General features: G+C 46.3%; 20 protein-coding genes. 18 read left to right on the top strand and 2 right to left on the bottom strand.

What is annotated here, in order from left to right; translation table 11 throughout:
- The first annotated feature begins 51 nt into the window (after nucleotides 1–51).
- The 5 genes from KXU80_RS04040 to KXU80_RS04060 all read left to right on the top strand — a co-directional run bounded on the left by KXU80_RS04040 (nucleotide 52) and on the right by KXU80_RS04060 (nucleotide 4,657).
- Nucleotides 52–936 carry an NAD-dependent epimerase/dehydratase family protein gene (locus KXU80_RS04040; protein WP_258171239.1) on the top strand — a complete coding sequence of 295 codons (885 nt, stop codon included), beginning with the start codon at nucleotides 52–54 and terminating at the stop codon, nucleotides 934–936.
- A gap of 85 nt (nucleotides 937–1,021) precedes the next feature.
- On the top strand, nucleotides 1,022–1,972 hold the full coding sequence (locus tag KXU80_RS04045) for a phosphotransferase enzyme family protein (RefSeq protein ID WP_219837004.1): 951 nt from the start codon (nucleotides 1,022–1,024) through the stop codon (nucleotides 1,970–1,972).
- 240 nt (nucleotides 1,973–2,212) lie between these two features.
- Nucleotides 2,213–2,485 (top strand): ArsR/SmtB family transcription factor, encoded by a 273-nt coding sequence (locus tag KXU80_RS04050; protein ID WP_374987772.1) that lies wholly within the window; start codon nucleotides 2,213–2,215, stop codon nucleotides 2,483–2,485.
- A 249-nt stretch (nucleotides 2,486–2,734) separates the two neighbouring features.
- Nucleotides 2,735–3,916 carry an MFS transporter gene (locus KXU80_RS04055; protein ID WP_219837006.1) on the top strand — a complete coding sequence of 394 codons (1,182 nt, stop codon included), beginning with the start codon at nucleotides 2,735–2,737 and terminating at the stop codon, nucleotides 3,914–3,916.
- 45 nt (nucleotides 3,917–3,961) lie between these two features.
- Entirely contained in the window at nucleotides 3,962–4,657 is a 696-nt protein-coding gene (locus KXU80_RS04060) for an alpha/beta fold hydrolase (RefSeq protein WP_219837007.1), read from the top strand.
- 192 nt (nucleotides 4,658–4,849) lie between these two features.
- Here KXU80_RS04060 and KXU80_RS04065 read toward each other — a convergent pair whose 3' ends face one another.
- Nucleotides 4,850–5,266 carry an Lrp/AsnC family transcriptional regulator gene (locus KXU80_RS04065; RefSeq protein ID WP_219838859.1) on the bottom strand — a complete coding sequence of 139 codons (417 nt, stop codon included), beginning with the start codon at nucleotides 5,264–5,266 and terminating at the stop codon, nucleotides 4,850–4,852.
- Nucleotides 5,267–5,462: 196 nt separating this feature from the next.
- On the opposite strand from KXU80_RS04065, the gene KXU80_RS04070 reads away from it, so the two are divergent.
- From KXU80_RS04070 to KXU80_RS04080, 3 genes are all read left to right on the top strand, one after another.
- Entirely contained in the window at nucleotides 5,463–6,044 is a 582-nt protein-coding gene (locus KXU80_RS04070) for a beta-class carbonic anhydrase (protein ID WP_219837008.1), read from the top strand.
- A gap of 44 nt (nucleotides 6,045–6,088) precedes the next feature.
- Nucleotides 6,089–6,532: a cyanase gene (cynS, locus tag KXU80_RS04075; protein ID WP_219837009.1), complete on the top strand. Its 444-nt coding sequence runs from the start codon at nucleotides 6,089–6,091 to the stop codon at nucleotides 6,530–6,532.
- A gap of 112 nt (nucleotides 6,533–6,644) precedes the next feature.
- On the top strand, nucleotides 6,645–7,577 hold the full coding sequence (locus tag KXU80_RS04080; RefSeq protein WP_219837010.1) for a hypothetical protein: 933 nt from the start codon (nucleotides 6,645–6,647) through the stop codon (nucleotides 7,575–7,577).
- A 158-nt stretch (nucleotides 7,578–7,735) separates the two neighbouring features.
- Here KXU80_RS04080 and mprF read toward each other — a convergent pair whose 3' ends face one another.
- Nucleotides 7,736–10,390 (bottom strand): bifunctional lysylphosphatidylglycerol flippase/synthetase MprF, encoded by a 2,655-nt coding sequence (gene mprF / locus KXU80_RS04085; RefSeq protein WP_219837011.1) that lies wholly within the window; start codon nucleotides 10,388–10,390, stop codon nucleotides 7,736–7,738.
- Nucleotides 10,391–10,578: 188 nt separating this feature from the next.
- On the opposite strand from mprF, the gene KXU80_RS04090 reads away from it, so the two are divergent.
- The 10 genes from KXU80_RS04090 (at nucleotide 10,579) to KXU80_RS04135 (ending at nucleotide 22,736) form a co-directional block, all read left to right on the top strand.
- Nucleotides 10,579–13,686 (top strand): efflux RND transporter permease subunit, encoded by a 3,108-nt coding sequence (locus KXU80_RS04090; protein ID WP_219837012.1) that lies wholly within the window; start codon nucleotides 10,579–10,581, stop codon nucleotides 13,684–13,686.
- Nucleotides 13,687–13,725: 39 nt separating this feature from the next.
- The gene (locus KXU80_RS04095) at nucleotides 13,726–15,027 is read left to right on the top strand and encodes a VTT domain-containing protein (protein ID WP_219837013.1); all 1,302 of its coding nucleotides are present in this window, start codon (nucleotides 13,726–13,728) and stop codon (nucleotides 15,025–15,027) included.
- A 44-nt stretch (nucleotides 15,028–15,071) separates the two neighbouring features.
- Nucleotides 15,072–15,605, top strand: a complete 534-nt coding sequence (locus KXU80_RS04100) for an RNA polymerase sigma factor (RefSeq protein WP_219837014.1) — start codon at nucleotides 15,072–15,074, stop codon at nucleotides 15,603–15,605.
- 6 nt (nucleotides 15,606–15,611) lie between these two features.
- A complete protein-coding gene (locus KXU80_RS04105) occupies nucleotides 15,612–16,097 on the top strand; it encodes an anti-sigma factor family protein (RefSeq protein ID WP_219837015.1) in 486 nt (161 codons plus the stop codon).
- Nucleotides 16,098–16,171: 74 nt separating this feature from the next.
- Nucleotides 16,172–16,939, top strand: coding sequence for a bactofilin family protein (locus tag KXU80_RS04110; protein WP_219837016.1), 768 nt, complete (start codon nucleotides 16,172–16,174; stop codon nucleotides 16,937–16,939).
- A 410-nt stretch (nucleotides 16,940–17,349) separates the two neighbouring features.
- Nucleotides 17,350–18,075: a hypothetical protein gene (locus KXU80_RS04115; RefSeq protein ID WP_219837017.1), complete on the top strand. Its 726-nt coding sequence runs from the start codon at nucleotides 17,350–17,352 to the stop codon at nucleotides 18,073–18,075.
- Between the two features lie 61 nt (nucleotides 18,076–18,136).
- Complete coding sequence (locus KXU80_RS04120; RefSeq protein WP_258171240.1) at nucleotides 18,137–18,472, top strand: thioredoxin family protein; 336 nt, start codon at nucleotides 18,137–18,139, stop codon at nucleotides 18,470–18,472.
- A gap of 733 nt (nucleotides 18,473–19,205) precedes the next feature.
- Nucleotides 19,206–19,937, top strand: a complete 732-nt coding sequence (locus KXU80_RS04125) for an ABC transporter permease subunit (RefSeq protein ID WP_258171241.1) — start codon at nucleotides 19,206–19,208, stop codon at nucleotides 19,935–19,937.
- Nucleotides 19,934–20,899, top strand: a complete 966-nt coding sequence (locus tag KXU80_RS04130; protein ID WP_219837019.1) for a carbohydrate ABC transporter permease — start codon at nucleotides 19,934–19,936, stop codon at nucleotides 20,897–20,899. The genes KXU80_RS04125 and KXU80_RS04130 overlap by 4 nt, the downstream gene beginning before the upstream one ends.
- 46 nt (nucleotides 20,900–20,945) lie before the next feature.
- Nucleotides 20,946–22,736 carry a type 2 periplasmic-binding domain-containing protein gene (locus KXU80_RS04135; protein ID WP_219837020.1) on the top strand — a complete coding sequence of 597 codons (1,791 nt, stop codon included), beginning with the start codon at nucleotides 20,946–20,948 and terminating at the stop codon, nucleotides 22,734–22,736.
- The last annotated feature ends 63 nt before the right edge of the window (nucleotides 22,737–22,799 follow it).

Consider the following 22,799-nt stretch of genomic DNA (forward strand, 5'->3'; position numbering starts at 1 on the left):
AGGAATGGGAGCATGCATCTCGTATTAGGCACAGGGCCACTCGGAAGATCGGTGATCAAGGAGCTTCGAAAAAGGAAGGAACCGTTTCGGGTGGTGAATTTCTCCGGGCAGCAGCCCGGGCTCGAGCATATCTCGGTTGTCAGAGCCGATTTAATGAACCTTGATCAAGCGAAAGCTGCCATTAAAGGAGCGACTTTGGTCTATCAATGTACACAGCCTCCTTATCATCAATGGGAGGGTAGGTTCGAACGGCTGCAGGAGAATATCATTGCGGCTGTAATGATAACCGGTGCTAAACTGGTCGCCGCAGAAAATGTGTACATGTATGGGGACGTGGAGGGTGAAATACACGAAGGACTGCCTTACGCTGAGCAGACGAAGAAGGGGCGTATCCGTGCGATGCTTGCCAACCAGCTTCTTGAAATGCACCATCGTGGAAAGCTTCAGGCCGTCCTTGGTCGGGGGTCCGATTTCTTCGGACCCGGCGTTACGGATTCATCCGCTGGCGAAAGAATGTTTCAACCCCTTCTAAGGGGGAAGGCCGCGTCTGTAATAGGTGAACCCGATCGGAAGCATACATTTACGTTCATTGACGATTTCGGGAAAGCGCTCGTTACGCTTGGACAAACAGAGGATGCATATGGCGAAGCCTGGCATGTACCGAATGTAGACGCGATAGCTGTGAAAGAATTTGTTGAGTTGGCCGCACAGCTTGCTGGTGTGGATGCAAAGATAAAGCCAATGGGGAAGGGGATGCTGCGCTTTGGCGGGCTATTCATTCCGGCAGCGAGGGAAAGCATCGAGATGTATTATCAATTCGAGAAGGACTTTGTAGTAAGCAGTCGAAAATTTACGGATCGGTTCCGGCAGAGGGCAACACCGCTGGAAGAGTCACTAGCTGCCACGATCGATTGGTATCGAGATCGAAGATCCTAAAATTAATGTTGGACGACAAAAACATCTTGCCTAATATCCAGTAACGATCAGATTTTTAACTATTCAGGAAGGGATGAATGGAGCTATGCGTAATTCACCGACGATTTCAGAGGAACACCTTCGTTCCTGTCTAAAGGAGCAGTATGATTTGGCTCCCGCCACACTTGAGTTTCTTCCGCTGGGACTTGATTACAGCTCTGCAGTGTACCATGTGGTTAGCGAGCAGGGAACTGCCTATCTGCTCAAAGTAACGTCTAGGCCTTTATACGAACCACAATTTCTGATTCCCCGATATCTCAACGATCATGGGATTACGTGTGTCGTTGCTCCCATTTCAGCCAGGAGCGGTACCCTGTGGACCCATCTAGAGGACTGGACTGTCGTTGTCTATCCCTTTATCAACGGGGAGTCAAGCTACAATGGGATGTCAGCCGAGCAGTGGAATAAGTTGGGGACCCTCTTTAAACGGATTCACCAGATCATTTTGCCGCCTGAAGGATTTAAGTCGCTCCGACTGGAGACCTTTGATCCGACGGAATATGTTCGATGGATACGATCCTTTGAGGATCAACTTGCACGCGTTGAAGGCGGAACTACATTGGAGCGTACACTTCATGCATCTTGGGTAGAGCATAGGTTGACGATACACATGAAGTTGACCTCATTGGAAAAGCTGGCTGCGGAGCTCCAATCGCAAGCAATCCCGTATGTAATCTGTCACGCGGATCTGCATCCAGCCAATTTGATCCGAGATCAGGCTGGGCAAGTATTTGTAATCGATTGGGATGAGGTAATGTTCGCTCCCAAAGAGCGTGATTTCATCTTTGTCAGTTATCCACATGCCCATGCATTTTTTCAGGGGTACGGATCGGCAGAGGTTAATGAGAAGGTGCTCACCTACTACCGCTTAGAAAGGGTCCTTCAGGATCTAATTGCGTGTGCTCGAAACGTGTGGATCAGGGATGATCTAGGGGAAGAAAGCAAGGCGGATGCCATCAAGTTGTTTCAAGATATCTTGGCGGGAATGGCGGAATAATAATGACAGGTGTCGGCTGACAATAACATTGTCTCATCTCATTAGAGGCCGCGTAATTCACGCTTTTTTTGTGTAATGGGGTAAAAGTCCTTGTCAAATTTGATACAAGAAATTCTATCCCATTTCCGATTTTGACACGAACTCTATCTCATTCCCGACTAGCTTCATTTTCTTTATCTCTGGAGGTCTTGATATATTTTGATTTTTTAGTACAATGATTTTATGACTACTGAAAAAATAATGAATGATGAGCACAGGGCCAGAATATTTAAGGCATTAGCTGATGAAACAAGATTGGAAATCATTCGAGGTCTATACGCCAATATGAGGGAGATGAATTGCGGAGAAGTGAACGACATTCATGGTACTTCAAAATCGAATAATTCCTATCATTTGCGTACATTAAGGGAGGCGAAATTGATTACGGTACGAAAGGAAGCGCAAACAAGGTATATGATCATCAATTTGGAGACCTTTCACACTTACTTGCCTGGATTTCTGGATACGTTGTAGAAGTAATGTCTTTTTTTGTTCAATGAACTTCAATAGTTATTGAATTACTAAACTAACAGGAAAGGGTGAATATATTGGGGAAGTAAGTTGACGGCTTCTATTTTTTTATTCATTAGTTCAAAGTCTGTTGAATTACTAAACTAACAAAAGGGTGAGTCAAATTGATTAAGTGAGTTTAATAACAAGATTCTTTATTGTTCACTATTTCAATATTTATTGAAATACAAAACTAAAAAAGGGTGAGTCAAATTGGGTAAGTTAACAGCTTTATTATTCATGATCATGTTTTTTATCGGTACGGATACATTTCTGATTTCGCCGCTAATCCCTACTCTTCAGAAATTGTTTGATATCCCGACCGAAATTTCCGGTTGGATGGTGGGAGCCTATGCTTTAGGTTATTCCATATTTGCACTGATTGCCGGACCGCTCTCCGATGGATGGGATCGCAAAAAAGTCATGTTTTACGGCATGCTTTGTTTTTCGATCTCCACCATTTTATGCGGCTTTGCCACAGGCTTTTGGTCGATGTTCTTATTTCGTTTTTTGGCCGGAATCAGCGCAGCGTTTACATCGCCTCAAGTCTGGGCTTCCATTCCGGTTTTGTTTCCTGCGGCCAAGAACGCCAAAGTATTCGGAATTGTAATGGCGGGCTTAGCTTCTGCCCAAGCATTCGGGATACCGATTGGAGGTCTGCTCGCTTCAACCCATTGGTCTTATCCTTTTTATGTAATCGGCGTATGTTCGCTGGGGGTGTCGATATTTATCCATTACACGTTGCCTTCGATGAAACCGAACCAAGACCAAAGAACGAGGCTGCCGATATTGAAAAGATATATCCCGTTGTTGACCAGCAGAATCGCGAGAAGAGCTTTCCTTGGGCATTTCTTGTTTAATTGCGGATTCATGGCTGCCTTTGCTTTCATTGGAAAATGGACGACGGACCGCTTTGAGCTTTCGGTTGATCACGTGGGGTACGTCATGTTTTTTCTAGGTGTCGGTAATCTGGTGGGGAGCTTTGGCGGTGCGTATGTGATTCAAAAGCTCAATCGTTTCAACACCTTGGTTGGGGGCTTTCTTCTCGCCACTGGATGTTTTATCGTTTTGCCTTTCATGCCCTCGGTTGCAGCTTTCGATGGTGTTTACTTCTTCATATTCTTAAACATGGGGATCGCCTTTCCGTTAATCATGGGTGCTCTGACTTCTTTAAATCCGACGATCCGCGGCACGATTTCTAGTTTGGGCAATTCGATCATGTATGCTGCGACAACAGTCGGTTCTTGGATTGCAGGCTTGATTTATGCGACTTTTAACGGTTTTGTCGGTGTCTCCATATTTGCGGCGCTTTGCTTTGCCGGTGCGTTGTTCTATTTTGTATCCAGCGGCATTTTGACTAGTCAAGCGGAAACAAAGAAGAAGCTTGCATCATAAATTTTGCCTTATCGTATTACAACTAATTAGTTAGAGGTGATTTCGTTGTCTACTTATCTGCTCATTCACGGCGCCTGGCACGGAGCTTGGTGCTGGGAAAAAATCGTTCCTTTGTTAGAAACCGCTGGTCATCGTGTAATTGCAATCGATTTACCCGGACACGGAGAAGACCAGACGCCAATTTCAGAGGTAACGCTCGACGTGTATGCAAATCGTGTGGTAGCTGCTATTGATGGACTTGACGAAGAGGTTATTCTAGTCGGACACAGCATGGCCGGGATTGTTGTATCGCAAGCAGCCGAGTACCGTCCGAATCGAATTAAATCGCTCGTTTATTTAACCGCATTTCTATTACAAAATGGTCAAAACATGCTCGTGATCCCGCCTAATCCCAATATGCGAGTCTCTGAAGATGGGAGCACAATTACCGTTCCCGCAGACAAAGCAAAGGATACGTTCTACAACAATTGCCTAGATGAGGATATAACCGCGGCTGTATCTCGGTTACAGGTGCAAGCCACGAGTCCATTTGTGACACCCGTGAGCCTGACGCAACAAAATTTTGGTCAAGTCCCTCGATACTACATTGAAGGCCTTCGCGATCATGCCATACCAATCGAGATGCAGAGGCAAATGCAAGCCGCATCTCCCTGCAAGGAAGTATTCACGTTGGATACAGATCATTCGCCGTTCTATTCAACGCCAGAACAACTATGTAACATTCTGCTCAATATCGGTTAAATGTGAGTGCGTCCGGCTGCCAGACGGGACCACTGGGCGGCCATGTTATTCAATCATCGGGCGCGATTGTTGAATAAGCAAAGCCCAATTTCCTTTTCGTATGAAAGGAAATTGGGCTTTTTATTTGCTTAACGTTGTAAATCCGCATTTCCCTATATAAGTAAGCTTTGGAGCAGTCTGCCGGCGGCAGCTTTAGGACTTTAACTTTCCAATGGATAGGTTAACACGATAGTTGCCATATTTTAAGATGCCGTCAAGAAGTAATTGCATTTCTTCATTCGAGGCGAAGTGTGCGGTCAACAAAAAGCATCCATCCCCACTGATCCGGTGTACTTCGGAAATCGCCTCTTCCGTATTGAAAAACGTATGAAATGCTGGATGATTGGCCGAGTCCACGAAAACAGTAATAAATGCAGTGACAGGCTGTCCAAGTTTCGCCTTATTTGTCCCAATCGTATACTGTTCAAGAACGCCCAAATCCTCTAACCTTCGAATACGATTTCCCACAGCCTGCCCAGTCATGTGTATTTCTTTACCAATATCCTTCCATTGTATTCTTGAGTTTTCCTTTAATAAAGCCAGTATCTGGAGATCCACATTATCAATCATCATTATTTAATCCTTTCATCATGAAACTTGGAAGCAGAAAACCGTTTCATCAACTTATTTTGTTCATTAGTAATCGTCACTATACTTAGTTATATCCTCTTACACCAACTTGTCGAGCAGCTATATTTATATATAGCACAGAGGAGCAGGCAGGAATACAAAAATATTTTATAAATTTTAAAAGGAGGTTATATGCATGCAGTTGCAAGAAATTCTGAAGCACAATGAACATTTTGTAGAGAGCAAAGAATATGTACCCTATGCGGCAACAAAAATACCAAAAAAACGAATGGTTGTTGTTTCATGTATGGATGCTCGATTGGTGGAACTGCTGCCTAAAGCGTTAGATTTACACAATGGCGATGCTAAAATCATCAAAAATGCAGGCGGAATAATTACTCATCCATTTGGAAGTATTATGCGTAGTATTGTTACTGCTGTATATGAACTAAATGCTGATGAAATTTACATTATTGGGCATCATGGTTGCGGGATGAGTCAAAGTAATCCAAAAGGGACACTTCAAAAAATGTTAGACCGCGGAGTGGCAACACCGGAAATTTTGTCCGCCCTCGAGTATGCCGGAATTGATCTACACAAATGGTTATTCGGATTCGATAATGTCGTTGATTCCATTAAAGCGAATATTGAACTGGTTCGGAATCATCCTTTAATTCCTAAAGACGTTCCTGTACATGGCCTTGCTATCGCACCAGATACAGGTAAATTAGATGTAATCGTAGATGGGTATAAAGAATTAACTTTGAATATTAATTAATAAATAATCATCATATAATATTAAATGAAGGGAAGTTATTATACATGAATAGAAAAGAAGCAACTCAAAAGATTCTCGAGGCAAAAGCAGCAAAAGGTTTAACGTGGAACGAAATTGCGAAGGCAGGAGAAAATTCAGAAAGCTGGATCGTTACAGCTTTATTGGGACAAGCTACTATGACTCGTTCAGAAGCAGAACAAGTGGGTCAACTTTTAGAGTTGGATGAGGAAGTCATTCAGGCTTTAACCCTGATTCCCCACAAAGGAGATACCATGCAAATGCCTCCTACTGACCCACTCCTATACAGATTATACGAAATGGTATTAGTTTATGGTCCTACGATCAAAGAACTCATTCAAGAAAAGTTTGGTGAGGGGATCATGAGTGCCATTGATTTCGAGTTGGGTATTGAGAAAAAAGAAGACCCAAGAGGAGACCGCGTAGTCCTTACACTTAATGGTAAATTTCTACCCACTAGAAAATGGTAATGAATTTAGTGTAAAATAATCCCCGCCTTGTTAAATTGGTTCACAAATGGGTTGAGGACAACGTCTCGACCCATTTGTTTATATATATAGAGTCACAAAAGGAGTGTAAGCTATGGAATCAGCTGTTTCAAAGAAAGTAACGATTAATTCATATATCATTGCTTTTTTATTTATTATCTCGATGATTACGGCTTCGGTGATGTTGAAAGATCACCAACTTATTCTGCCCGAAGCTGCTGCTATGGCGGTTGCGATGTGGGTGTACCGAGAAGCAGGATGGATCAGGCAGCCTTCGAAGATTTTTCTTGCACCGTCTATCACGGCTGCCATCGGTTTCGCGGTGAATCAATTAAATATTCCTTATCTAGGAAAGGTCAGCCTGACCATCGTACTCTTGATGCTCTTTATGCGTATCATTCAATCGAACTTAGCACCGTCCATTGCAACGGGATTACTTCCGTTGGTTGTGAATGCAACCGAATATTCATTTATTATATCGGTTTTCATTGAAACCTTCCTATTAATGCTCGGGGTTCTCGTATTTGCATTAAATAAAGGACTTGAGAAGAAAGTTAAGATAAATTACAAGTATATGCTCGTTTTCTTAGCGCTGACTTTCGTGTGGATGGGTGTATGCTGGCTTGCTGGATACCAACAACTCGCAGTAATACCGCCTATTCTTGTTGTTGTGTACGAGTCCCTTCAGAAGCCGATGTATAACGGCAAGATTGCTTTTAAGCAAGGGCTTGTATTGACAATATCTGCGACTGTCGGAACGCTGTTGTACTTATCTATTGATTCGTGGATCGTGGTAGCGCTGTTAGATATGATTTTGATGCTTATTCTGCTGCGTATTGTCGGCATGCGCATCCCGGCAGTGTATGGCTTTACACTGCTGCCGTTTGTTTTCCCAAAAGATATTGTTACGATGTTACCATTAGTTTCATTGGTTGGATCTGTATTCCTGTTAGCTTCGGTGTTGGCGTATAAAAAATTTGAAATGAAGCGAAGGACAAAGGAAATTCAAATGTTTAATAGCATGTAGTTGCAGGCAATTTAACGAAGGACGTTGTCACAGAAGGGGGCCGTGATTAAATTCACGAGCCTCTTTTATTGAAAACGCAAAGCTATAAAACACTAATGATTGTGACACAAGTTAAGAGGACAAGATCATAAAATCACCTTTCAGCAATCTTCATTCATTTAAACGCAACCATTTTTGGGCCGGCGCGCAATGAGCCGAACCAGCTCCAACAATAATATTGGCAAGGATACAGAGCGCGGATAAGCAAGATAACGCGGCTCCCAGACCGGGTAAAATTTTTCTTTGTATTTCCTAAGCCCCTTAAATCCATACCAATAACCACCGTGCTTAAAAACAAAATGCGCAAGCTTTTCTTCCCGGATAGCCGCCTGAGCATGACCAACGCTTGAGAGCGGAGCCATGCCCAAGTTGAAGGTTTGATATTCTTCTGCTTTAGCCCATTCCAACAATGAGACGAATAATTGATCCATCGTTCCGTTCGGCGAGTTCGGAAGATGTCGCATGAGATCAACAGATATGCTGCAGTTATCGTCATAGCTTGGCGCTAACGACGCAAACGCAGTTATCTCTTCCTCTGGATTGACCAATAATGCAATCGGGGACAACTGCAGGTAGCATTCATCAAACCAACCAAGCGAGAAGCTCTTCTCTTTTTTGCCATGCAGCCATTTCTGCGAAATAGGGCGGAGCTTCTCAAGTAACTGATTATCGTGGGGCGGCTTTGACACTTCAAAGCGGAATCCTTCACGGTCGAATCTGTTTTTGACTGTTCGTAAGTTGGTCATTCGTTTTCCACTAAGGGTAAATGTATCTAATGGAACTAGCGCCTCTTCCCCCAATTTGAAGAAACGATATCCGTTTTCATGGTAGATCGGAAGGTAACTCGGAGATACCTGGTAAAAGACAACCGACAAATCATACAGATCCGCAAATCGCTGACATTCCTGGATGGCTTCGCTAATCCATTCTTTTTGTCCAATGGGGTCGCCGAGGACGACGAGTTTATTTCTAATAATGGAATAAGGAATCAATACGCGTTCGTTGCTCGCCCAGAAGAAGTTCTTGTCACCGGCAAATAACACATGCGTCAATAAGTTCCCTTGCTCGTGTTCCAGGAACAATTGCAATTTCTCTTGTTCTTCTAGGGAGGTCCCCTTGTTCACCAAGCGACTTGGCCGAAGGAGCAGGATAAGCGAAAGCATTAACCATGTGACTACAATTCCGGTAATAGCGACAAGGCCGTTCAGCTTCGGATTAATTAACCACGTTAATTTAGCTTCCGAAGTCGATGGATTTGGCAGAGCAGGGTGGATCCCCGTTGCGATGAGATCGTAGACATAGGCGAGTACAAGCGTTAGTACCCCCCACAGAGCTGCCTTTTCCCTACTGAAACTTGCGGATATCCTGTAAAACCGATCCCGAGAAATCCAAAGTAACAAGGCCACAACGAGCAAGAATAGGGCTTCTTCGATATCAAATGACTTGCTGAATGTAAATACGGCACCTGCGCACAGAAGGAAGAGCGTTAATTGATACGCACGTTTTACGCGATGAGATATCCCCCAGGATAGTACGATCAACAAGAAGCCGATGACGACGCTTAATTGGTGAGACAATTTCATTAGCGGAGCGGCCAACAGCTCATCTGTAAGATGTAACCGAAATAACAGACCGGGCAGAGCCGCAGAGAGCAGCAGAATAAATCCGCTTGCGAAGACTAATTTGCCAAGCGACCAAACGCCGAGTTCTCCGACCAATTTGAACTGGTTAGGAAAGTGCCATATTCTTTGCCAGCTGTTCAAGCCATTCTCGAAATTCTCGTCATCCGGATCAACCGGTTTGTTACGATCCATGGCGACGTCGGATGCGGCGATAACAAGACCGATCATCCAGGGAAACAGATAATACAGCAAACGGAAGAGAACGAGGACGGCAGCTGTTTTGTCAGCAGGATAACCCAGCTGTTGCAGCCCGAGCAGCGCGGTCAGATCGAAGCCGCCTATACCGCCAGGAGCCATCGTGAGCAGCCCAGTGATCGCCGAGACGGTATAGATCCCTAGCGCTTCTGCCAGTGAAAGACCGGGAAGCAGACAGGTGCCGATGAGCCAGAAGCAGATTCCTGCACAGACCCATTCCAGTAAGGACGCGCCGATTGAGGCCGCGATTGTAGCTCCGTTCATTCGCGGCAGATTTCGATTCAGCCATTTTGCATAGAACGAGGTACGCTGCAGAAATACGTATCCAGGCAAATACAAAGCGGTTGCCCATACCGCAATTAACGTCCAAGGGTGGACGTGAATAACCGTTTGCATAGGTAAAATACCGAAAATGCCCGCCCACGAGAGTATGGAGAGGCCAGTAATCGTAATGGTGGAGAGGAAAGCGATTGAAGCCGTAATCGTCTGCATCGGAATCTTGCGCTTCCGGTAGAAGAAAGTCCGAAAAGCCGCGCCTGCGATTCCGGAGAAACCGATCACGCTATTCGACGTGTTTGCGACCCACGCATAACGGAATGTATCCCAGAGGCTGATGGGGATTGTAAAATGACGCCGAAGCACAAAGTCATAAACAGCAACCGAAGATACCGCGATCAATGAGGCTCCGAATAGGAAGAGCACGGTCTCCGGCTTCAAATGGTGAAGCGTATGAAGGGTACTGGTCCAATCCATGCTTTGGAACTCGCTTTTACCCTCCCAGTATATAAACGCAATCACAGCTGCCGGGATCAAGATCTGCAGGAGCTTGTAACGATGAAGAGCTGTGAATAGTTGGCCGATCTTTGTGCGGTGAAGAACTTCTTGAAGACGTTTCATTCGTAATTCAGAACTCCCTTACGCAAAATATTTCTACTTACGGCTGCCAACAACTCAAGATAGTATTCCCAGAATCAAGCATGAACTGTCCATTCTCGGTCAGTATGAAATAATTTTTTAGTGTCGATGAACAATCCAGCCCAAAACGAAGTCTTTCCCTATATAGACAGGAGAGGAGACTTCAATCAATGAAACGGATTATCGAATCAGTCATGCAAAGATCGACCATCATTTTAGTTTGCGTCGTGCTAATATTGGGATGGGGAGCAGTCTCGGCCTTACAAATGCAGAGAGACTACCTGCCTGGCATCAATAACACCACATTAATGGTGTCGCTGCGTGCTTCATCCTATCAGGCGGATCAAGTGAAGAAGGATATTACAGCACCTCTCGAGGATGCCATCCGCAAGACCAATGGAATAACCAACCTGGAGACAACCTCATACGACGGCGGGGTCTTGATGAATATCTACTACCCCATGGATTACGATATGAACAAAGCGGAAAACGCGCTTAAACAGGCATTGAATGATGCAGTATTGCCCGATGGGGTCAACAAACCTGCCGTAACCCGATTAACATCGAGCACGTTTCCGGTCTTGAGTTACAGTCTAACGGCCAATAACAACAAAGTAGACGATCTAACGCTGCAATCCACCTTGCAAACCGACATCGTCAAGCAATTGAAATCCGTTCCCGGTGTCTCGGATGTCCAAACCGTTGGCGGGGCAAACCGAGGCTATGTTGTCGTTCTGCGCATGAAAGATCTCGTGGCGAATAACTTGACGCTGGACGATTTCAATAAATCCATCACGGCAGATGTGCCAAGCCTGCAAGGAAGCATTGCCAACGTAAAAGCGTCGTTCCCGATCCGAGTCGAAGGATGGGATCTCACCGAGCAGCAGCTGAACAAGCTTACGATCAAGAACAAAGACGGCAACAGTGTCCCTTTGTCAGCCGTTGCTTCGGTATCTCAATCCCTAACCGATGTAAAAACCGTCTCAAGAACGAATGGCGAAGCAAGCGTGATGATCAATGTAATCAAGACGCCAACGGCAACGATTACTGATGTAGCGAAACATGTGAAAGAGCGCGTAGCTGGCATTTCGGCTGTTCAAAGCGGCGATGCCGCGATGACGCTTCAAACCGACCGCGCGCAAGATCTGAACGGTTCGTTAATGGGTCTTGTTCGCGAAGGCTTATTGGGCTGCCTATTCTCCATGCTCTGCGTGTTGTTCTTCTTTAGAAATGTACGCTCTACGCTACTGATTGCGGTCACACTGCCGATTTCGCTGCTTGCAACGACAGCAATCTTGAAATCAATGGGTGTTACTCTGAACATCTTGACCGTATCTGGACTTATTGTTGCAATGGGACGTATCGTCGACGATGCGATCGTGATTTTGGATAACATGTATAGACGCGTTCAGGAAAACAAAGACAAGCCTGTTCTGAGCGTATTGTCTTCTTCGGTGGTCGAGATGCTTCCGGCTATCTTTGCTTCTACCGCGACTACGGTGGCCGTATATGTACCTATTGCCTTAGTCGGCGGTATTATTGGTGCGTCATACTCCGGCTTTGCTTGGTCCGTCGTCATTGCGTTAGCAGTATCCTTCCTCGTCGCCATGTTAGTGATACCGGCATTCGCTTATATGGGATGGAGAGAATCGAAGGCGGAAGCGGTCACGCTCGAACCCTTCATGAAGCCGCTTCTTCAATCCGCGTTGAAGCACAAGAAGACCGTAATCAGTATCTCGCTGATTTTGTTTGTTGCCGCGGGGATATTCGCATCGCAGCTGCCGTTTAGCCTGCTGCCAAGCACGGCAAGCGGCGAGGTCGCCGTAAAAGTGGAACTTCCGAAAGGAACGCCGTTGTCCGAAGTGGACAAAGAAGTCAAGCATGTGGAGAGCGTCTTGCATAACAATGCCCTAATCGCTTCCTATTCCGTTACGTTTGGTTCGACCTTCACGCCAACGGCGGACGACGTCTTTGACCAAGGGGGAGGGTTCATTCAACAGCCGAACGTGGCGAATCTGTCCATCCAATTAAAAAACAAAAAGGATGCCAATACCGTCATTCCGGCACTGCAAGCCGATTTGAATCAAGTGGCCGATAATTCGGCGATTACGGTAACGAATCAGAACATCGCCGGCGATGATTCCACGATTAATATCATGTTAACCGGCGCCGATCAAACCACGTTGGAAAACACGGCTCAGCAAGTCCGCACGAGGCTGGTGTCCATTCAGGGGCTGAGCGTTACAGGGAAAACGGATCTCACGAATGGAATACCGAAATATGCGCTCACGATTGATAAAGAAAAAGCGCTGCAGGTTGGCATTAAACCTGACGATATCAATAAATTGTTGGCGCGTTACACGTCCAAAGCGAAAGACTTTGACATTTCAATTTCCGCAGGCACGATTCCAGTCGACGTGTATATCGATTCCGTCAAGACGGGCGTTGAGAACAATAATGCAGTACCGGTGTATACGCCCGAACAAGTATTGGCCTCAATGGCTGCCGAGACTGTACCCGGAAGTAACGGGCAGAATTATCGTCTGGACCAAATCGCATCGATTCAGAAAAGCGACGCCGTGTCTTCCATTCAAGAACGCGACGGTCAACCGTTCTCCGTCGTGCAAGTTCAGATCATATCAAGCGACATGAGCAAAGTGTCGAAAGAAGTCACTCAGTCCTTGAAAGACATGAAACTGCCGAACGGAGTCACGTATTCGCTTGGCGGCATAACCCAACAAGTGACGCAAATGATTATTGAAATTACGATCGCGGTCATTATATCCATTCTGCTTGTATTGCTCATCACCAGCTTTGTTTTCAAAGGTTGGAAAGCTCCGTTTGCTGTATTGATCAGCATTCCGCTTGCTTTGTCAGGTGTCGTACTGGCCTTGTACGCCATTCATGGCCAATGGAATCTCGCCGCATTCATCGGCGTATTGATGCTTACGGGAATCGTGGTTACGAACGGGATTGTCCTGATCGATAAAATCGAACGGAATTGCAAAGAAGGCATGGGACTTCGAGAAGCCGTCATGCAAGGCAGCCTTTCCAGGGTTCGTCCGATATTCATGACTGCGGGCACGACTGTTCTGACTTTGATTCCGCTGGCGTTATCGCATAGCTCCGATACCGTCATTTCGCAAGTGCTTGGTATTGTGGTCATCGGCGGCATGATCACCTCCACGCTCAACAGCTTCGTTGTGATTCCGATTATTTACGAATGGATGCAGGGCAAGGCTATACGGAACGCGGATGCAGTAAACCGGATGAACTGATTATTTTGGGTTAAAACTACAGGAAGAGGAGGGGTATCGATGTGGGATTGGGCGACATGGCTCGAACAGTATGGATACGGACTAATTGCTTTGGCAGTATTCTTTGAAATACTCGCGTTACCTCTTCCTGGCGATATGATGTTGAGTTATACCGGACTATACGTGTATGAAGGGAAAATGAACTTGATCTTGAGTATCCTTTCGGCGGGGGCTGGCGCAGCAGCCAGCATCTCGCTATCCTATTGGATCGGATATCGTCTGGGGAAACCGTTCATCGTCAAGTATGGACATCGCATCCACTTGGGTGAAGAACAACTGTCGCGGATTACGGTATGGTTTGAGAAATACGGAGAAAAGTTATTGTTCATTGTTTATTTCATTCCGGGCTTAAAGCATGTTATCGGCTATTTCTGCGGGGTAACGAGGATGCCCTTTCGCCGCTATGCAGTCTTTGCTTATTCCGGGGGGCTTTTCTGGGTCAGTTTATTCATCTCACTCGGTAGAGTGTTAGGACCGAAATGGGAAGCCTATCATGCAACGGTCAATCGTTATATGATTATCTTTGGCATTGCCTCAGCTTTGTTGACACTGACGATTTATTTTTACCGGAAATATAAACGACGCGTGCTGGCTTCATTGATGGATTTGCTGAACAAAGGCGTTCGCCATTTCAATTCGCTGGGTAAAGTCAGATTCCTGGTGCTGGCTTCATTCGCATTATTGGTGCTGTTCGTCTCGTTGATGCTAGGGATGATACAGGATTTTCTTGCACATGAATTTAGTCAATTCGATGAAGTGACTTCTTATGTGGTACTAACGATATTTGGTCCTGAGTGGCATGATCAAATGCAACTTTTCGCGAAGCTGGGAACCCTATACCTCTATGGTCCGCTTATCGTTATGACATCGTTCTGGATTATGTTCAGAGGCCGGAACAAGGGCTTTGAGTTTATATTTCTTCTTTGGGTGGTACTTGGCGGGGAATTGCTCGATGACGGATTGCGTATGCTTTTTCACCGTCCTGGGCCGGTGGCAGCTGGAATCCAACTCATCAATACGTTTCCGAGTGAAGAAACGCTTTCGTCGATAACGGTATGCGGCTTCTCGGCCTTTTTATTGCTTCGGCATTATAGCGCAAGTTTAATCAGGACGATTGTCATTCTATTTGTTATTCTTGTGTGCTTGCTGGTCGGCATTAGCCGTATTTATTTCAACGTACAATTTCCAAGCGATGTCGCGGCCGGTTACGTGTTCGGCGGCGTATGGATAACTTTGAATGTCATTCTGCTTGAAGTGCTGAGGAAACTTCAAGATAATGAATCAGCGATAGTAGCGAAATGACGTGAATCCTCCTGGTTCCGTTTCGGTAGGAGTTGAGTACGCGAATGGTGGATGAGGAACTTAAGCATATCATTCATCGAGCCAAACGTGGTGACCGGGAAGCTTTTACAGATCTAGTCCAACGTTATAAAGGCCATGTCTATCGATATGCGGTGGGGATGTTAGGCGATCGAATGGATGCAGAAGACGTCTCTCAAGAGGCGTTTATTAAAGCCTATTACTCCTTATCAAGTTTGGATAACGAGTTTGCTTTTTCATCTTGGATCATTCGAATTGCGGCTAATCTCTGCAAAGACCGATTAAAAAAACATGCGAAAAGCGCAGAACAAGAAATTAATGGGGAACAGAACGAGTGGATCGCGGATCTACATGCAGCCAACCCATTGGAGAAGTTATCGATAGAAGAAGGACTATCCAGACTTTCAGCGGGTCATCGGGAAGTTCTATTATTACATGAAGTCCAAGGCTATAATTATGAAGAAATCGCGGAAATGATAGACGTTCCTCTTGGAACAGTGAAATCAAGGCTGTTTGCAGCCAGGATTAACTTGCGGAAACAATTAAGAAGGGAGGACTGACTGCGAATGACCAAACATCCAAAGGAACAGTTGTCGGCCTACCTCGATGATGAGCTGACTCAAGACGAAAGACGGGAAATCGAAGAGCATCTTGAGACATGCGAGTCTTGTCAGGCACTGCTGGAAGACATGGTGGATAACAAATATGAACTCGTGCAGACTTTCGGCCACATCCAAGCACCTATGGATTTCGAGGTTCGGGTTATGCAATCAATCGGAGCGGAAGAAGAACGAATATCCGCAGGCAAGGGTCGGATTTTTGCGCTTCTTTTGGCTTTGTTGACACTAGGGGTATTTTATCTGTTAACCGGAGCGGTTATCGGTAAACTCATACATGGATGGTCCAAATTGATGATTACACTGATCTACGCAGCATCCCATTTCATTCTCAGTGTACCCGTCTTAACCGGGGGGACGATTCTCCTCTCATTAGCTATCCTTGTGACATCCTTAATTTCACTTAAGCGGCTGCTTCAAGCCTCAGCTAGTTGAAAGGGAGGGTCACATTGAGAAAACTAACCTACACCATATGCTGCTTTATACTGCTCATGCTGCTTATCCCTGGCATGGCATCGGCGAAGAGTATTTTTGAACACCAGAATACCATTGTGCCTGCAGGTCAGACCGTCGACGACGTGTACGTTGTTGGAGGTGATGCCGATATCTCCGGCCAAGTACAGGGCATTGTTGTCGTCATTAACGGCAACCTGCATTTGGGCAGCACTGCCAAGATTTCCGGCGTGATTGTCGTGATTGGAGGGAAGGTTGATCAAGATCCGGGAGCTGTTTTGGGGGACGATATCTATGACATTTCATTGGATAACGCTACGCAAAATAGTCTTCTGATCGGCGGCGGACTCGTGCTAAGCCTATGGGTGCTGCAGTTGGCAGGAAGCCTGCTTATGGTTCTTGTACCCGTCCTGATAAGGGTCCTCAGCAAGAAAAAAATGATCGCATTTACCGAACGCTATCAGCGTGAATCCATGGGCCGGCTCTTATATGCCGGATTTCTAAGCGGCTTGGTTATCGCGGCATTAAGCGCATTGCTGCTCGTTACCGTGATAGGTATTCCGATCTTGGTTCTCATCCTGCTAGCGCTTCTCATTGCATTGGCTATAGGAATTACCGTGATCAGTTATCGAATAGGAGATAGGATCAAAGGTTCGGAACAAATGCCGGATTGGTTAAAAGTGCTTATCGGCGCCAGCATGTTAACTGCGTTTTCGAGTATACCTCTGATTGGCTGGATGCTCTTATTGGTAGCTGGATTACTCTCCTTGGGAATATGCACACAATGGATTGCAGGGAAGCGCAAGAAAAAGACGAAAGCTTAACGTTTCTCCGATTGGCCATCTAGCTCTACATAATAAACCGCGAGTAATCGTGGTATTTATGTAGAGCTATTTTATTGCTTACAATTATAGTGTTAATGAAATCAAGGAAGAACTGAGAAAATTGGAGCTTAATCGATGAAGCAGTGGAGAAATATTTTCCCTCTTGCATTAAAGGGCATATGAGACTAAAGTAGACTAAAGTTGGTTAAGCAATATGTTTCACCGCACACCAATAAAGCGATGCGAGATAGAGGTGAAAAAACATAGCCATAGACATCTATATTCCAATTACACCCGCTAAATAGGGGCATATGAGACAATACCTGAATATTTTCGTAGTAGGGCATACTAACAATACAAATGTTCACGAGCATCGCATCGACTGAGGACAAGAAGCAGGAGGAAAATACATGAATGAATTGCTGGATTTAGCAGTGAAAGCACACGGGGGACTAGAGCGTTGGAAGCAAATTTCGAAAATCTCCGCCCGCACGTCTGGCAAAGGTGCGCTCTGGCATCTCAAAGGCAATCCTGGTTTATTGGATGACTACAAACTTGAAATCAACACGCGCGAACAGCATGTGGTGCTCGAAGGCTTCTCTGCAGTGGACAAGCGCAGCGTATTTACACCGGAGCGAGTTACCATCGAGAGCATTGCCACCGGTGAAACGCTGCTGTTCCGCGACAACCCTCGTGCGGCATTTGACGGTCATGTGCTGTCAACGCCGTGGGACGACCTTCATGTGGCGTATTTCGCAAGCTACGCGATGTGGGTCTATCTGACTCAGCCTTTTTTGTATACGTATCCTGGCTTTGTGACCGAGGAACTCTCCCCGTGGCAGGAAAACGGCGAGACATGGCGCCGACTCAAAGTCATATTCCCTGACTATATCGCGAGTCATTGCAGGGAGCAGATTTCTTACTTCGGGGAAGACGGCCTGCTGCGTCGCCATGACTATAACACAGATGTTATAGGGCGGGGTTCACCTGCTGCCAATTATGCGTCCGATTACCAGGAAGTAAATGGGATCATAGTACCAACTAAACGCCGGGTATACCCTGTACAAGAAGGCGGTCTAAAAGCTCCGGAGCCTCTGATCGTAAGCATCGACATGAGCGAAATTTCGATCGCATAAGCACGGAAGAAGCTGCGTTGTTAAAACCGAACAACATCGAAAAACAAGAGGAGGTAACAAGGTGGAGATCATTTCATTAAAACATGAAACGTTCAAGGGACAAATTAATCATGGGATCACGCTCGTTGACTTTTATGCGCCTGAGAGCAAATCTTGTCAAGAACAGCTTACCATTGTGGAGAAGCTGGCTCATGAAGTAAGACATCAAGCTATCATTGCCAAAGTCGATATTAATCAAGAAAAAGAACTGGCAGTAGAATACGGCGTATTGAAAGCTCCAACTTTGATGCTTTTTAAAGATGGTTATCAAGTAGAAACAATGGTTGGGCCGCAAAGCAAAGAGGTTTTGCTGCAGCATATCATTAGCTATGCAACCATGGGCGATTCATGCGTGTGATGAGCGAAATCTTCATCTACGAATAGCTCTTATAACCTTTGAAAATACAGATGCTGATGGGTTGTTTCACAACAAATAAACTGCTCCTGTCATATGAATGAATGAAGCTGTGGATATTAATCCTCAGCTTCTTTATATTGATCAAATAACGCAGCGATCAGATAGCGGTTAAAGAGCCTGCGGGTCGTTTTTCCCCACTGCTCTATTGAATTTCCCTGTCCAAGCCGGTTTTCTCGCAGCGCGCGCCGGCCCACCAGGTGGACGGAAACTGCAGCATGGCTGACGGCCCCCTGGAAGATACAACGCTAGCAATTACGTAAACGATTGTTAAGGAAGTAAAAAGATGCGCGTTGTTGCGTCCTTTCTCCGGTGCCTATAATGAAAGCGTAACCAAAACAGATCACCATGTGAGGGGGGATGGCTATGAAGCAAGGAAAAACCCATTCGATTCGGACACGCGGCCGGCACACTCGACAGGAAATTACATCCCGCTGACAATCCAGAAATGATGTGCGTAATCCCAATGTAGAAGAGGAGAGACACGGTGCGCATGCAAAATTTCAGTATCAGAAGCATGTCGATGAGAAAATTTTTATACATATTACCTTTTATGGTTCTACTTTTCACTTTTGCTTACTACCCGCTATATGGATGGGTTTATGCCTTCTTTGACTATACGCCGCCGATTCCGCTGTCCGAATCGCCGTTTGTCGGGCTCAGATGGTTCCGGTCTTTGGTCGAAAACCAGGTAAAGATCGATCAGCTGCTGCAGGTCATTAAGAATACATTCGGCATGAGCGGTCTGAATCTGCTGTTCTCCTGGCTGCCCATGGTTTTTGCCATCTTTCTGACCGAGATCAAAGCCGTCCGTTTCCGGAAGTTCATCCAAACCGTCACCACCCTACCGAACTTTATCAGCTGGGTATTGGTCTATTCACTGGCCTTCTCCATGTTCTCCAGCGAAGGAATCGTGAATGGTATGCTCCGGCAGCTGGGAATGACCGATTCCCCGGTCTTGTTCCTTCAGAATTCCGACCATGTGTGGTTGACGATGTGGTTATGGACGACCTGGAAAGCATTAGGGTGGTCAGCCATCCTGTACATCGCCGCGATTATGGGAATCGATGATTCACTTTACGAGGCAGCTCATGTAGATGGCGCTACAAGGATGCAGGTGATCCGGCATGTCGTTCTGCCAAGCATGCTGCCTACCTATTTTGTACTGCTGATGCTGCAAATCGCGAGCTTTCTGAACAATGGCCTGGAGCAATACTTCGTCTTTCAGAACGCGTTTAACAAGGACAGCATTCAGGTTCTGGACTTGTACGTATACAACCTGGCCATGGGGGGAGGCAGCTATTCCGTGTCCGTTGCAATCAGCATGCTGAAGAGCTTGATTAGCGTAGTGCTTCTCTTTTCAGTGAACGGACTGTCCAAAATGTTAAGAGGAGAGAGTATCGTATGAGCGATAAGATGGCCGAAGTGGTACCGAATGCGGTGCATCAAAGCCGAATGGATAAAAAGACAAGCTTTAAGCTCAGCACGACGGACAAATTCATTTCAGTTGTAATCTATACGCTGTTTTCCCTGTTCGCATTTGCCTGCGTATACCCCTTTTACTCCATCATCATTAACACCATCAGTGCCAACGATATCAGCGCCAGAGGTGATGTCGTATTCTTCCCGAAGCATATTCACTTCCAGAACTACGTGGACGTGTTTAAAATACCGGGGCTGGGTACGGCGGCGATGGTCTCTCTGGGAAGGACCGTGATCGGAACGTCTCTGACGGTAGGCGCTTCGGCCTTCCTGGGATTCATGTTTACGCAGGAGGATATGTGGGGGCGGAAGTTCTGGTATCGATTTACGATTATCACGATGTTCTTCAACGCTGGAATTATTCCATGGTATTTGACGATGCGGTCGCTGCACCTGACCAATAACTTTCTGGCCTATGTTTTGCCGACGATCGTCGCTCCCTTTTTTATCATTCTGGTCAAGACGTTCGTGGAATCGACGCCTAAGGAGCTGCAGCAGGCGGCCGGTATCGACGGGGCGGGAATCATGACCCTCTTCTTCAAGATCATACTGCCCATAAGCAAACCTATATTGGCGACGGTCGCGATATTCGCAGCCGTGGATCAATGGAACTCTTTTCAGGACACGCTGCTGCTTGTGACGGAGAGCAAACTCTACAGCTTGCAGTTTATTCTGTACAACTATATTAATCAGGCGAGTTCCTTATCGACCATGGTCAACCTGCAGAACGCCGGCTCGACGACAATGGCCAGCTTGGCGACCAAGCAGACAACGACTTCCATCCGAATGACGGTCACTATTATCGTCGTGGCGCCCATTTTGCTGATTTATCCGATTTTCCAAAGGTTTTTTGTAAAAGGGATTATGATCGGTGCGGTGAAAGGCTGACTTGTGCTTGCACCATTATAATAAATTGACCAAGCGGGGGTTGCATATGAGTAGAAGTAGTAAAGCAGTTAAGAAATCGATGACCGTATCGTTGGCCGGTCTGTTCCTGGTGTCGGCTGCATTAACCGGGTGCGACAGCGGATCGGGCAATACGCCGGCACCCGGCGAGCCGGCCGGATCCGGCACGAATACAGGCGAATCCCAGACCGCTGGCACGATCGATCACAGCAAGCCGATCACCATTACCGTATTCGATAATGCGTCCAATTACCAAGGCGAGCAGACAGGGTGGTACGGCAAGCTTGTCAAGGACAAATTCAATATTACCTTAAACATTCTCGCTCCGCAGGTGGCCGGCGATCAGTTGTATAAGACCCGGACGGCAGCTGGCGATCTTGGGGATCTCCTGATCGTCGATAATAGTCAGTTAGAAGAACTGATTCCGGCCGGTCTCGTCATGGATATGACGGATAAGCTCAAGAATACGAAGTACTTGTCGCAATATGTGGATAATCATTTCAAGCCTTTCAACGCAGCCTTCGACAAAGTGAATCCGGACGGCAAGATCTACGGTTTGCCGACATTTGAAGCCGATACGTCGCCGACGACCTTCTCGGAAGAAATTCCTTACTCCAGTCCGATCATGCCTTGGGATTATTACAAGGGAGTCGGGGCCCCGAAGCTTAATGATCTGAACGATCTGCTGAACGTCCTGAAGCAGATGCAAGCGAAATATCAGAAGACGCCGGATGGCAAGCCGATCGTACCGATCACCCTGTGGAAGGATTGGGACGGCGGGAGTATGGAAAACGTTCGCTGGCTCAGCAACTGGTACGGTTATGAGCAGCCGGACGGGACATCGACGATCCAGTTGAATGCAAAGGGCGATATCGTTCCGCTCGTCGACGACAACAGCATGTATAAGAAGATTTTGCAGTTTTATTTTAACGCCAATCAGATGGGGCTGGTCGACCCCGACGCGCCGACACAGGATTGGAACAAAGTAGCTGAGAAGTTGACCAACAAGCAGGTTCTTCTCTTGTGGTACTCATGGCAGCGAGGTTTCTATAATTCCATCGAGAGAGGCAAGGAAGGGGACGGCAACGTAGCGGTTCCGATCGCCGACTCTCGCATCATTCAGAGCAGTGATGCTTATTACGGCAACGGAAGAGTGTTCGCTATCGGTGCGAAAGCGAAAAATCCCGATCGCATCATGGAATTCATGGATTGGCTCGCCTCTCCGGAAGGGCTGCGCTATTACACGAACGGCTTTGAAGGCTTTAATTACGAGAAGACAGAGGGCGGCAAGTTTAAGCTGACCGAAGTCGGACAGACCGCTTTCCAGAAAAATACGCCCGTTCCGGACCAGTACGGCGGCGGCGGATACCAGGACGGACAGAGCAAGATCAACAGCATGATCATGAGCGACTTTGTTCTCGATCCGGATACGAAGGAATTCTATAACAGCAATTATTGGAGCTCGACAATCGAAGCGAACAAGACGGCTCTGACGACAGATTGGCAGAAAGTGTACGGCGCCGAGAATGCGACGGACTACTACCTGAAGAACAATATGATTGATGTCGTGCCTAATATCAACACGAGTCTTGGAACCGATTCGTCGGATATTAAAAACAAACGAAGCCAGATCTCGGACTATGTGAAGAACACCTCTTGGAAGATGGTGTTTGCAAAAAATCAGGCGGATTTCGACCAGCTGTGGACAAAAATGCAGAAGGATGTAGACGGCCTCGGCTGGAAGGATGTTGTATCTGCGGATACGGCTAAGGCTCAGAAGATCGTAAAAATGCGTGCCGATGCGTTAGCCAGCAAGTAAGATCCGGCAAAATGGAATCCAGGAGGGATATGTATTTTTCTAAAATATATATCCCTTCTTTGT

It is taken from the genome of Paenibacillus sp. R14(2021) (assembly GCF_019431355.1).
Lineage (GTDB): Bacteria > Bacillota > Bacilli > Paenibacillales > Paenibacillaceae > Paenibacillus_Z.

What these genes read in the sequence shown, in the direction of transcription:
- KXU80_RS04090 (WP_219837012.1), top strand. Translation starts at nt 10,579, where the DNA reads ATGAAACGGATTATCGAATCAGTCATGCAAAGATCGACCATCATTTTA.
- KXU80_RS04105 (WP_219837015.1), top strand. Translation starts at nt 15,612, where the DNA reads ATGACCAAACATCCAAAGGAACAGTTGTCGGCCTACCTCGATGATGAG.
- KXU80_RS04050 (WP_374987772.1), top strand. Translation starts at nt 2,213, where the DNA reads ATGAATGATGAGCACAGGGCCAGAATATTTAAGGCATTAGCTGATGAA.
- KXU80_RS04045 (WP_219837004.1), top strand. Translation starts at nt 1,022, where the DNA reads ATGCGTAATTCACCGACGATTTCAGAGGAACACCTTCGTTCCTGTCTA.
- KXU80_RS04095 (WP_219837013.1), top strand. Translation starts at nt 13,726, where the DNA reads ATGTGGGATTGGGCGACATGGCTCGAACAGTATGGATACGGACTAATT.
- KXU80_RS04070 (WP_219837008.1), top strand. Translation starts at nt 5,463, where the DNA reads ATGCAGTTGCAAGAAATTCTGAAGCACAATGAACATTTTGTAGAGAGC.
- KXU80_RS04065 (WP_219838859.1), bottom strand. Translation starts at nt 5,266, where the DNA reads ATGATTGATAATGTGGATCTCCAGATACTGGCTTTATTAAAGGAAAAC.
- KXU80_RS04130 (WP_219837019.1), top strand. Translation starts at nt 19,934, where the DNA reads ATGAGCGATAAGATGGCCGAAGTGGTACCGAATGCGGTGCATCAAAGC.
- KXU80_RS04115 (WP_219837017.1), top strand. Translation starts at nt 17,350, where the DNA reads ATGAATGAATTGCTGGATTTAGCAGTGAAAGCACACGGGGGACTAGAG.
- KXU80_RS04080 (WP_219837010.1), top strand. Translation starts at nt 6,645, where the DNA reads ATGGAATCAGCTGTTTCAAAGAAAGTAACGATTAATTCATATATCATT.
- KXU80_RS04100 (WP_219837014.1), top strand. Translation starts at nt 15,072, where the DNA reads ATGGTGGATGAGGAACTTAAGCATATCATTCATCGAGCCAAACGTGGT.
- cynS (WP_219837009.1), top strand. Translation starts at nt 6,089, where the DNA reads ATGAATAGAAAAGAAGCAACTCAAAAGATTCTCGAGGCAAAAGCAGCA.
- KXU80_RS04110 (WP_219837016.1), top strand. Translation starts at nt 16,172, where the DNA reads ATGGCATCGGCGAAGAGTATTTTTGAACACCAGAATACCATTGTGCCT.
- KXU80_RS04135 (WP_219837020.1), top strand. Translation starts at nt 20,946, where the DNA reads ATGAGTAGAAGTAGTAAAGCAGTTAAGAAATCGATGACCGTATCGTTG.
- mprF (WP_219837011.1), bottom strand. Translation starts at nt 10,390, where the DNA reads ATGAAACGTCTTCAAGAAGTTCTTCACCGCACAAAGATCGGCCAACTA.